10 protein-coding genes and 1 pseudogene are annotated in these 11,388 nt (G+C 65.9%); 6 read left to right on the forward strand and 5 right to left on the reverse strand.

Features of this window, described 5'->3' with window-relative positions; genetic code table 11:
• The 3 genes and pseudogenes from AB0333_RS06565 to AB0333_RS06575 all read left to right on the forward strand — a co-directional run.
• Positions 1–96 (forward strand): annotated as a pseudogene (locus tag AB0333_RS06565) (PIG-L family deacetylase); the annotation flags it as partial.
• 130 nt (positions 97–226) lie between these two features.
• Positions 227–1,750 carry an IS1634 family transposase gene (locus AB0333_RS06570; protein ID WP_366217867.1) on the forward strand — a complete coding sequence of 508 codons (1,524 nt, stop codon included), beginning with the start codon at positions 227–229 and terminating at the stop codon, positions 1,748–1,750.
• 70 nt (positions 1,751–1,820) lie between these two features.
• Positions 1,821–2,321: a hypothetical protein gene (locus AB0333_RS06575; protein ID WP_366217868.1), complete on the forward strand. Its 501-nt coding sequence runs from the start codon at positions 1,821–1,823 to the stop codon at positions 2,319–2,321.
• Positions 2,322–2,324: 3 nt separating this feature from the next.
• On the opposite strand, the gene AB0333_RS06580 is transcribed toward AB0333_RS06575, so the two are convergent.
• The 5 genes from AB0333_RS06580 to AB0333_RS06600 form a co-directional block, all read right to left on the reverse strand.
• Positions 2,325–2,867 carry a CarD family transcriptional regulator gene (locus AB0333_RS06580; RefSeq protein ID WP_245952364.1) on the reverse strand — a complete coding sequence of 181 codons (543 nt, stop codon included), beginning with the start codon at positions 2,865–2,867 and terminating at the stop codon, positions 2,325–2,327.
• Positions 2,868–3,028: 161 nt separating this feature from the next.
• Positions 3,029–4,504, reverse strand: a complete 1,476-nt coding sequence (locus AB0333_RS06585) for a helix-turn-helix domain-containing protein (RefSeq protein WP_366217869.1) — start codon at positions 4,502–4,504, stop codon at positions 3,029–3,031.
• 347 nt (positions 4,505–4,851) lie between these two features.
• Positions 4,852–5,079: a DUF6338 family protein gene (locus AB0333_RS06590; protein ID WP_366218104.1), complete on the reverse strand. Its 228-nt coding sequence runs from the start codon at positions 5,077–5,079 to the stop codon at positions 4,852–4,854.
• Positions 5,058–5,312: a DUF6338 family protein gene (locus AB0333_RS06595; protein ID WP_366218105.1), complete on the reverse strand. Its 255-nt coding sequence runs from the start codon at positions 5,310–5,312 to the stop codon at positions 5,058–5,060. The genes AB0333_RS06590 and AB0333_RS06595 overlap by 22 nt, the downstream gene beginning before the upstream one ends.
• Positions 5,313–5,459: 147 nt before the next feature.
• Positions 5,460–6,245: a TM2 domain-containing protein gene (locus AB0333_RS06600; RefSeq protein ID WP_366217870.1), complete on the reverse strand. Its 786-nt coding sequence runs from the start codon at positions 6,243–6,245 to the stop codon at positions 5,460–5,462.
• Positions 6,246–6,443: 198 nt separating this feature from the next.
• Here AB0333_RS06600 and AB0333_RS06605 point away from each other — a divergent pair, with 198 nt between their 5' ends.
• Genes AB0333_RS06605 through AB0333_RS06615 form a run of 3 tightly spaced genes read left to right on the forward strand, consistent with a single transcriptional unit; the run spans position 6,444 to position 11,280 of the window.
• Complete coding sequence (locus AB0333_RS06605; RefSeq protein WP_366217871.1) at positions 6,444–8,477, forward strand: hypothetical protein; 2,034 nt, start codon at positions 6,444–6,446, stop codon at positions 8,475–8,477.
• A gap of 44 nt (positions 8,478–8,521) precedes the next feature.
• Positions 8,522–10,093 (forward strand): class I SAM-dependent DNA methyltransferase, encoded by a 1,572-nt coding sequence (locus tag AB0333_RS06610; protein WP_366218106.1) that lies wholly within the window; start codon positions 8,522–8,524, stop codon positions 10,091–10,093.
• Positions 10,090–11,280, forward strand: a complete 1,191-nt coding sequence (locus AB0333_RS06615) for a restriction endonuclease subunit S (protein ID WP_366217872.1) — start codon at positions 10,090–10,092, stop codon at positions 11,278–11,280. The genes AB0333_RS06610 and AB0333_RS06615 overlap by 4 nt, the downstream gene beginning before the upstream one ends.
• The last annotated feature ends 108 nt before the right edge of the window (positions 11,281–11,388 follow it).

The following is an 11,388-nucleotide window of genomic DNA, read 5'->3' on the forward strand; positions in this document are numbered from 1 at the left end:
GTGGTCACCGCCAACTTCGATTTTGAGGCCTACGGCGGGTTGAACCAGGCCGATCACCGCGCTGCCGGGCTGGCCGTGGTGGACGGTGTGCGGGACCCGACTTGGCTCACTCTTCGGTGATTCGGTCGCTTTGGGCTCATAGTTCCGCGTGATTCCGGGGTTCTTGGTCGCGGGGTGGGGCACTAGCCGGGGTGGTTCTAGGCTGTTGAGGGTGTACATCCGGCGGGTGAAGACGAGCTCCGGGGCGACCGCGGTGCAGATCGCGCAGAAGCGCCACGGCAAGCGGGAGATCCTTGAACACCTCGGGTCGGCCCACGACGGGGTGACCCTGGCCGCGCTGGAACAGGTGGCGCGGGAGAAAATCCAGGCCGGGCAGATGGCTTTCGACCTCGACCTGTACACCGATGACACCACCACGGCCCCCGCCAAAGGCGTGGATGCCGGTGGCGGGCTGGTGCTGCACGGGACCCGACCCAGGGTGCTGTGGGAAGTGCTGGAGCAGGCCTACGAGAGGATCGGATTCACCGGCGCCGTGAACGACGAGGTCCTCAAGCAACTGGTGCTGGCCCGGGTGATCGAACCAACCTCGAAGCTGGACTCTCTGCGGGTGTTGGCCGAGCTGAACGTGGAGAACGTGCCTTCCTATGCCACGCTCAAGCGCCATCTGGCCCGCTGCGTTCCTGACAACTGGCGGGACCTGCTCTCCTCGGCGGCCTACCGGTTCGCCGCAGACGGTGGCGCGGTCAGCGTGTGCCTATACGACGTGACGACCCTGTATTTCGAGGCCGACGAGGAAGACGAACTACGCAAGTCAGGGTTCTCCAAAGAACGTCGGATCGACCCCCAGATCCTCGTCGGACTGCTGGTCGACCGGCACGGGTTCCCGCTGGAGCTGCACTTCTTCGAGGGCAACAAGGCCGAGACCCGGACCATGATCCCCGTGTTGGACGCCTTCCGGGATCGCCACCAGGTGCAGGACATGCTGGTGGTGGCTGATGCCGGGATGCTGTCCTGGGCGAACATCCAGGCCCTGGAGGAGGCCGGATACCAGTACATCGTCGGCTCGAGGAACTCCAAGGCCCCCATGGACCTGGCCAAGACGTTCGCCACGACGGGCAACCACTTCGCCGATGGGCAGGTCATCGAGACCACCACTGAGTTGAAGAAGGGCACCGAGTCCTCACGGCGGCGCGCGGTCTGGCAGTACCGGCTGGCCCGCGAACACCGCGACCGGCGCAACCACACCTTGCAGGTCCAGCGGGCCGAGGACATCGCCGCCGGCCGCAAGGCCCAGCGCAAGGCCCGGTTCCTAACCGCGGGCCAGCGAAAGTCCCTGACCGTGGACTATGAGGCGGCCAAGGCCGCCGAGCAGCTCTTCGGGCTCAAGGGCTACGTGACGAACACCAGCATGAAGGTACTCTCCGGAGCCGAGGTCGTGGCTGCCTATCACTCACTGTTCGAGGTCGAGGCCTCATTCCGGATGGCCAAATCCGACCTGCGGGCCCGCCCGATCTTCCACCACACCCGGGATGCGATCGAGGCCCACCTGACCATCGTGTTCTGCGCCCTGGCCGTAGGCCGACACCTCCAGACGGCCACCGGAATGAGCCTGCGCCGGATCATCAAGACACTCCAACCCCTCCGGGAGGGCCTGGTCGAGATCAACGGGACCATCGCCACCATCCCCGCAGCCCTCACCCCCGAAGCCAAGGAAATCCTCAAGACCCTGCCCGAAAAATCAGGGCACTAGGAATGAGCCAAGTCGGGTCGTCCGGCCCCTGCGCGCCGCGGAGCAACGGGGCGCCTGTTCGGAGGTGGGCGTGCAGGACCTGCTCATCCTGGACCACCCGGACGGGATGCTCGAGTACGGGCTGGCGCTGCGCCGGGACATCGCCCGCACGGTGCGGACCGTGCGGCCGGACGCCGTGGTCACCGCCAACTTCGATTTTGAGGCCTACGGCGGGTTGAACCAGGCCGATCACCGCGCTGCCGGGCTGGCCGTGGTGGACGGTGTGCGGGACGCGGACAACCGCTGGGTCTTCCGTGACCTGGCGGAGGTCGAGGGCCTGGAGCCGTGGCACGTCTCCGCCTTGCTGGTGGCCGGCCACGAGCGCCCCACCCACGCGGCGCCGGTGGATGGCGCGGCGGTGACGGCCGCCGTCGCCTCCCTGAACCGCCACGAGGCCTACCTGAAGCACGTCACCGGCCACCCGAAGCCGGAGGAGTTCATCCCGGAGATCCTGCGGGCCGGGGGCGCTCAGGCGGGCACGGACCACGCCGTGACCTTCCGGGTGTTCGACCTGGGCGGGCTCGGCGGCTAACCCTCAGGCCATGGCCGGTTCGGCACCCGAGGCGTCAGCGGCGAAGCCCAGCTCATCCAGGGAGGCGCCGTTGGCCACGGCGTCGATGACCTCCACCGCCTCGTCCTCGGAGATCTCCAGGGCCAGGGCGACCTCGGCGGCCAGCGGTGCCTGGGCGGCGCGGAAGAGGTCCTTCTCGGCCATGGACAGGCCCTTGGTGTCGCGGCGGCGACCCAGGTCCCGGACCACCTCGGCGATCTGCTCGAGCAGACCGGAGGCCACGCGCTCCTGGTTGGCCTTCATCCGTCGGGACCACTGCTTCTCCTCCACGCCGGTCGGCTCCTGCACGACCTCGAGGAGCGTGCGCAGGTGGGCCCGGCCGTAGACCTCGCGGACGCCGATCTCCTCCACCTTGGACTCCGGGATGGACACCACCAGATTGTTGCTCCGGATGGTGAGCTCAATGTAGGTCACCTCCGTCCCCTTGACGGTGCGCTGCGTACGGTTCGTGACCGCCGCCGGACCGTGATGGGGGTGAACAACAAGCTTGCCGGGGCTCAACTGCATGTATATGTCACTTTCCTTCGGTGCGAAGGCCTCCCCCAGCACCTGGCCCGTCCACGGGCCGGGTGCTTTCCGTGAGTTTGGCTGGGTTCCATTTTCTCACAAATACGGGACAGGTGCCGCCCTATGCCCTAGGCTTCTCCCCCTTGACAACACCGCCTCGCTTAATGCTCCTGCGAGCGCAGGAATTCGAAGACCTCCACCTCGTCCACCCCGGGGAAGGCGCCCGAGGGCATGGCGGCGAGCAGGTGGGCGTTGGCCCGGGCCGCCGGCCACGCATGACCTCCCCAGTCGGCCTCCAGATCGGGGGACGGCTGCCGGCAGCAGGTCGGATCCGGGCACCGGGACACGGAGCGCGAGGTGGTGTCCGCCCCCCGGAACCAGCGGGCATGGCCGAAGGGCACGCCGATGGACAGGGAGTAGAAGCCGGAGGAATGTGCCTCCACCACGGCGGTGCACCAGTACGTCCCGGCCGGGGTGTCCGTGTACTGGTTGAAGGCCCGGAACCGGTCGGCCACGCCGAACACCTCGCGTGAGGTCCAGTTCCGGCACACCTGCTGCCCCTCGATGGCCCCGGTGTGGTCGGCGGGAAAGGACACGCCGTCGTTCTCGTAGGCCTTGTGGATGATGCCGGACTCGTGGACCTTCTGGAAGTGGCAGGTGATCCCCAGGTGCTCCGTCGCCAGGTTGGTGAACCGGTGCGCGGCGGACTCGTAGGAGACCCCGAAGGCGTCCCGCACGTCCTCGATGGCCAGGTCCCGTTGGGCCTTGGCGTTCTTCAGGAATTTCACCGTCTCCTTCTGCGGCATCATCAGGGCGGCCGCGAAGTAGTTGGTGTAGACGCGCTGGCGCAGGAAGTCCGAGTAGTCGGCGGGCTCCCCGTGCCCGAGCACATAGGCCGCGATGGCCTGCAGCAGCACCGAGCGCGGATCGTGGTCCGGGTTGCGGGCCCGGGAGAGGTAGAAGCGCCGGTTCTTCAAGTCCGTCACCGAGCGTGTGGAGTGCGGCAGGTTGGAGACGGAGTGCACCGAGAACCCCAGGTGGTCGGCCAGGTCGGCGGCCGCATGGTGGCTGAGCGGCCCGCCGGCATGCCCGACGGCGTCCAGCAGGTTCTGCGCCTTCCGTTCCAGTTCCGGGTAGTGGTTGTGGCGGTCCTTCATCTCCTGGCGCAGTTCGGAGTTCGCCCGCCGGGCCTCCTCCGGGGTGGCGGCCTGCTCCTCCATGCGCCGGTTCAACTCCGCCTCCAGCCCGGCGATGACCTCGAGCACCTCGGTGGGGGTGCGCGGGGAGATCTTGATCTGCGGCAGCCCCAGGCTCGCGTAGTGGTCGGTGCGCTGCGCCTTCTCCACCACGATCTCCAGGGCGGCACGGCGGCTCGGAGCCTCGGACGCCAGCAGCTCCTCCACCGTGGCGCCGTGGAGACCGGCCAGCCGGGACAGCAGGGACAACCGTGGCTCCCGCTTGCCGTTCTCCACGAGGGACAGGTGGGATCCGGTGGCACCCACGGCCTCGGCGGCCTGGTCCAGGGTCAGCCCGGCCTCCTTGCGCAGGTGGCGCAGGCGCCGGCCGAGCACGACCGGGTCGAGGTCGGGAGTGACAGTAGAGCCGGCCGGACCGGTGACAGCAGTGGTGATCGCCATCACCCCAGACTAGTCAACTTCTGACGATCTTGATATCGAGTCGGCGGCCTGGTTCTGCAAATGCATGCCACGCCATAGCTTCTTGACCGGAATCCGACTACTTCGATCCCTGGTGAGAAGATGACGGCGGATTCTGTGGGCGCTCCGCGCTCACTTCTGCCCTCCGCTCTTCTTCGAGTCTCCGGATGATGAGCTGCCCGGGAGTTTCGGCGGCTTCCGTTCCCCACTCTTCTGGCTAGGCACGGACACGGCCGAATATCCTCCGCGCGATGGCGCGATCCACTTGCCGGACTTCGCTGTCCCCGAATTGGGTCTGGTAACGCTCATTGTTGACTCTCCTGCGGCATTCAGTTGCCTCGAACTTCGGTCTCGCTGCCAGAGATCGTCGTATTGGCTGCTTCATCCCCGGATGTCGGCGTGAAGTCAACGAGTCGGATGTCGTCGCAGCGGATGTAGATTCCTCCCGGCGCAGAAACGGTTCCTACGAAGGTCCCATCGTTGTTCATGGCGTATCCGACTTCAAGGTAGAGCTCACGCGGGTCTGGATAGGAACTCAGACCGCAGTCACTCGCCAGTTTGAGGGGATGCCCTGATCTGTCAGCTCCAGGCCAAAGAGCGGGTACCCGAAGACGACTGCGTACCCGGCGACGAAGACGAAGCTCATCGCGATAGACCGTAGGACACGGATCGAGACACTCTGCTCGTCGGGGTCCGGACCTCGTACTCGACGACGACTGGTCTGATAGACGAATCCTGGCACGACAGCGCCGAGAAGAATCAGTAGTTGGATCCAGTCCTGGGGATACATCCACACTCACCTTCCCATCCCGGCCATGTCGATCGAGGGTATCGCGTCAGATCTCTCACCTGTCGGCGAAGATCACCGTTGTGGATAACGTCTACGTGCGTGTCCATCAGGCCTCCGGCCGGGTACTCGGCACAGACCCCGACATAGTCACCCCGCCTGCTCTACCGACACGGTCCAGTCCTCCATGTTGGCTGCCGTGACGTGGAGGTAATAGCGCCCCGCACCCTTGTGCAGCGCCGTGGTGTCAGCCTCCGGCCCATCCAGCATGACGAGCGGGATCCCGCCGTCCACCTGGAGATCGGTGCCCTCTTCCAGGAGGTACACGGCGCCGATGGCAAAGTCCGGGTCGCCGTTGAAGGCGTAGTCCAAGCGGGCTTCCCCGCCGGTGAGCTCGAAGACCTCGCTGGATTTGTTCGCCGTGCCGGACAGTTCGGCCGCCGTCACCCAGGTCGGCTTTTGATCATCGGCAGCCGGCGCTGCCGCCCCATCTTCTGCGGCCGCCGCGACAGACTCCGCCTCACCCGCGGGCGCCACCTCTTGCGGTGCGGACGGTGCCAGAGCGGCCTCCGGGGCCGCGGTGCCATTCACGGCGTTCGCTCCGCCGACGGCACCGAATATCACGACGGCGGCCGTGATCGCCCACGCGGCGGCGCGCACCTCCTGATATCCGTCCAGTGGGAGACCCCTCTTGTCGCGCGCCGCTCCGGTCAACACGATGATGAGGTCCACCAGCGCCCAGATGCCCAGTCCGCCCAAGGTCACGAGCTTCAGCACGCCGGTGCCGATCTTGCCGAGATAGAAGCGATCGATACCGAAGACTCCGAGGAAGAGGGACAGCAGCCAGGTGACCACGAAGGACTTGCCTTGCGGCGCTTCGCTCGGATGGCGGTTTGGGTAGGCGGGATGGGCGGTATTGGTGGCCGGCTGGCTCATGGCGTCCTCCTGAGATGCGGAACGTGCGATGTAGTGATGCTCGGACCGCGAATGCGGCCACACGCTCAACCTAGGAGGAGGGAGGAAAATTAGCGTCGAGTGAGCTCGATAACCCCCATTATCATTCTCGTCTCACAGCGAGCGAAAGAACGCGGCTACGATGACCACAGACGCACCACCCAGAGGACGGAGATCGGCATGGCTGCAGCACCCACGCTCTTACTCTCCCTCTCCGACGTGGCCCGTGTGGCCCGCGTGCAGCGCCCCGTCGTGAGTATGTGGCGTTCCCGGTCCCGTGCCTCGACGTCACCGTTCCCGGCCGCCGTCGAGCGCCGGCGTGGCCAGGAGCTCTTCGCCGCCGACGCCGTCGCGCGCTGGCTCTCGGACACGGGACGCGGCAACAACCCGACGGCGGCTCAGGACGCAGCCGGATTCTCCGCCGCTCTGTCTCCGTCCTTCACCGAACTGACCGCCCTGTTGACCTTGCGGTCACTGGTGGACGAGCCGCTGACCGGATGGGAGCCGGCCGACATCCTGGATATGGCCGACGAGGTGGACCCGGACGACGAGTTTCTCTATAGCGAGCTGGAGGCCGCTGGCGATCAGCTGACCGAGCTCAGCACGGCTGTCGACCAGATCGTGGAGGCTTCCTTCGCCCCCGTCGCCGCTTTCGAGCGACTCATGACCGACCGCTTCCGCACCGGAGCGGACGGCTTCGCCCGGACGGCCATGGCACCGGCGTTGGCCGAGCTGGCGGCCCTGACCAGCGTAGCCATGGCCGATTCCACCGGCGCCACCAACTTCGTGGAGGCCACGCCCGGGGGTAGCGATCTTCTGGCGGCCCTCATCGACGTCTTGGGTGAGACCGCTGACGCCGTTCTGGACACCGATGCCGCTCCGCTCGCGGGCACCCGGGAGTGGGACGGCGCGGCAGTTCGGCTCAGCCGACGCCGCCTTCGCGTCCTCACCGCTCACAACGACAACCTCCGAACAACGGCGCAGCATTCGGAGGGCACAGCACCCCGGATGCTGCTGGCCCAATTCCCCGGCCCCGCCGCCCCGGACATGACAGAGGCCGACATCCTCTCCGCCGTGGACGAGCTGGCACTCTCACTGAACGGTCCGGATGCCGCGCTGGTGATCGCACCGGCCACCCTCCTGGTGGGCTCCCTCCCCCGCGATTTGGAATCACAACGCTCGCAGACTCTCCGCATGGGACGTCTCCGGGCCGCCGTTCGCCTTCCCTCCGGCCTCGCACTGGCCAAGGCCCGTCAGCCGATCGCGGCATGGGTCCTCGGCGCGGAACAAGGGCAGGTCCCCATCGCCGAACGCCGGACCATGATCGCCGACCTCTCGGCCCACCGCCTCGGGCCCGCCGAACGGCAGGACCTCGTCTCCGACCTCGTGGCGTCCCTCGGCACCCTGCGGGATGTGCGGGGACATGCCTTCCGCTTCGCCCGCGTGGCCCCCACCAGCTCCCTGCTCGCTGAAGGTGGGTCGCTGACTGATGGTGCCATCCGCCGAGGGCCCCCGGTCGCCGACCTGGACAGACAACGTGCGGCCGACATCTTGGTCCAAGCGGAAGCCTCGCTCCACGCATTCCAGTCGGCCCCCGCCATTCAGTCCGATGTGGGCATCACGCTGGCGCCTGGCTCGGAAACGCCGGCGTCCTGGATCACTCTCGGCGAGCTCCTGGACGCAGGAGCCGTCACCGTCCTGCCCGGAACCCGGCTGGGCGAGGACGAGCTCCGAACCTCGCCGGACGGCCTGCCGGTCTGGCAGCCGGACACCGTGCGTTGCGGCGGCCGCTCACCCCGGGCGCGTATTTCCCTGATGGACGTCGCTTCCTCCCATCCCTCGGCACGGCTGACCGAGCCGGGCGACGTGGTGTTACTGACCGGGAGCCGGCCCGCCGCCTGCGTGGACGAGGAGGGTGCCGCCGTTGTGCGCTTTCCGGTCCGCGCCTTGCGGCTCGCCCCGGACTCCTGCCTGGTGCCGACGGTGCTGGCCCAGGATCTGGCGGCGGCCTCCGGACCGTGGCGGAAGTGGCGGGTACGCCGCTTCGAGCCACGGACTGGTGCGGAGATGTCCGCAGTCCTTGCCAGACTGGACGCAGCACGCCGCGAGCTGACCTCCAGGCTCTCGCAGCTGGATGACGTGACCACCCTGATCGTTTCCGGAGTGACCTCCGGGGCCGTTCACGCCACACCCCTGACAGAAGGAACCGACTAGTGCCTCCCCGGACCACAGCGGCAGCAACCGTGCTGCCCAGCACCATGAAGGAACTCAAGGACACCCTGTGGAAAGCCGCGGATAAGCTTCGCGGCTCCATGGACGCCTCCCAGTACAAGGATGTGATCCTCGGCCTGGTGTTCCTGAAGTACGTCTCGGACGCTTTCGAAGAACGGCGCAGCGAGATCCAGGCCGAGCTCGAGGCGGACGGCCTGGGCCCGGACCAGGTGGAGCAGTTGGTCGATGACGTGGACGAGTACACCGGGAACGGCGTGTTCTGGGTGCCAGAGCAGGCACGATGGCAGTACCTCGCCGAGCACGCCAAGGGGCTCAACACAGCGGACGGGCAGGCGCCGAAAAGCATTGGCGAGCTGGTGGACCGAGCGATGGAGCTGATCATGGAGGCGAATCCCTCCCTGGCCGGCACCCTGCCGCGGATCTTCAACCGGGACAGCGTGGACCAGCGGCGCCTGGGCGAGCTGATCGACCTCTTCAACACCACGCGTTTCCGCGGCGAGGGCGCCACACGCGCCCGGGACCTGATCGGCGAGGTGTACGAATATTTCCTGGAGAAATTCGCCCGCGCCGAGGGCAAGCGTGGCGGGGAGTTCTACACGCCGGCCGACGTCGTTCGAGTGCTGGTGGAGGTGCTGGAACCGGACCACGGGCGCGTGTATGACCCGTGCTGTGGCTCGGGCGGCATGTTCGTCCAGACCGAGAAGTTCCTGGACGCCCACCACCAGGACCCCACCGCGATCTCCGTCTACGGGCAGGAGCTCAACGAGCGCACCTGGCGGATGGCGAAGATGAACCTCGCCATCCACGGGCTCAACGCCAACCTTGCCTCGCGCTGGGGAGACACCTTCGCCCGGGACCAGCACCCGGAGATGCAGGCCGACTTTGTGATGGCCAACCCGCCGTTCAACATCAAGGACTGGGCGCGCAACGAGCTGGACCCGCGCTGGAAGTACGGGGTGCCCCCGGCGAACAACGCCAACTACGCGTGGATCCAGCACATCCTCTCGAAGCTGGCGCCCGGCGGCTCGGCCGGCGTGGTGATGGCCAACGGTTCCATGTCTTCCAACTCCGGCGGCGAAGGCAAGATCCGCGCCCAACTGGTCGAGGCCGACCTGGTCTCCTGCATGGTCGCCCTGCCGACCCAGTTGTTCCGCTCCACCGGGATACCCGTGTGCACGTGGTTCTTCGCCAAAGACAAGACGGCCGGGTCACGCGGCTCGGTGGATCGCACCGGCCAGGTGTTGTTCATCGACGCGCGGAACCTGGGGCACATGGTCGACCGCGCCGAGCGCGCGCTGGGCGAGGAGGACATCGCCAGGATTGCTGGCACCTTCCGTGCCTGGCGCGGCACGGAGTCGGCCGAAGGCGCCGAGTACGAGGACGTCCCCGGCTTCTGTTATTCGGCCTCCCTTGAGGAGATCAAGGCCGCCGACTACGCCTTGACCCCCGGCCGCTATGTGGGCGCCGCCGAAGTGGAGGACGACGGCGAGCCGATCGACGAGAAGATCGACCGGATGACGAAGGAATTGTTCGCTCAGTTCGACGAGTCCGAGCGCTTGGCCGCCGTGGTGCGGGCGCAACTGGGGAGGATCGCATGACGACTCCAAGTTGGCCAACTAAGTCCATTGGCGATCTCTGCGTGCGAGTAACCAGCGGCGGAACGCCGTCACGCTCGAATCCGGAGTATTTCGAACCAGCAAGCGTCCCGTGGATCAAGACCGGCGACCTTCGGGATGGGTATATCACTGAGTATGACGAGTGCATCTCCGAAGCTGGCGTTGAGAACTCTTCAGCGAAACTTCTTCCTGCGAACACGGTCCTCATGGCCATGTACGGTGCAACTGTCGGAATGCTCGGGATGTTGCGTGAGCCAGCGACCTGTAATCAGGCAGCATGCGCGTTGATCGTTGATCCGGAACTCTGCAACCCCCGGTGGATCTTCTATGCACTTCTGAACTCCCGCGATTTCATCATTTCTCAAGCAACAGGCGCTGCACAGCAGAACCTCAGTGGGAAGACGATTCGGAACTTCACCTTCTGCGTACCGTCTTTGCCAGAACAGAATGCCATCGCCGAAGTCCTCGGCACCCTCGACGACAAGATCGCCGCCAACACCAAACTTGCCCACACGGCAAATGATTTGGCCTCGTTGACCTATTCCGCCGCAATTGAGTCAGCGGACGTAGTGCCTATGAGTCAGATGCTGACGCCCATACTCGGAGGGACGCCAAGCCGTTCTCGGGACGACTACTGGGGTGGAAGCGAGCGTTGGATCTCGGCCAAGGACGTGACCGGAGCTTCCGGGCAACTCATTCTTGACACCGAAGAGAAGATCACCAACTTGGCGACTGAAAACACGAAGGCCAAGCCCTTGCCGAAGGGCTCTGTCATCTTGACTGCCAGGGGAACAGTCGGAGCGGTAGCACGGCTGGGAGAACCTTCTTCATTCAACCAGTCCTGCTACGGATTCGTCCCAGAAGATGTCCCTGCATCAGTTCTGTATTTTGCCGTTCGTTCTGCTTCCGACCACGCCAAATCAATGGCCCACGGCTCAGTCTTCGACACCATCACGAAGAAGACGTTCGATCATCTGCCCATGCCCGATTTGACAGCCAATGAAGCAAACAGTCTCGACGCTGTACTGTCGCCGCTGCTGGCGGTGGTCGAGTCTTCTGCGAGAGAGAATCTCACGCTCGCACAGATTCGTGATTCCCTCCTCCCCCAGCTCATGTCTGGCAAGCTGCGAATCAAGGATGCCGAGTCAGTCATTGAGGGAGCGATTTAATGTGGAACACCCTCTGGTCGTTCCAAGGGCAATCGTGCAACAGGCTGTTGCACGAATAGCTACGCGGGTTCGCCTGCCGCGTCCACGTCGCCTGATTCACGCAAGTAG

Source organism: Citricoccus sp. NPDC079358 (assembly GCF_040702545.1).
Lineage (GTDB): Bacteria > Actinomycetota > Actinomycetes > Actinomycetales > Micrococcaceae > Citricoccus.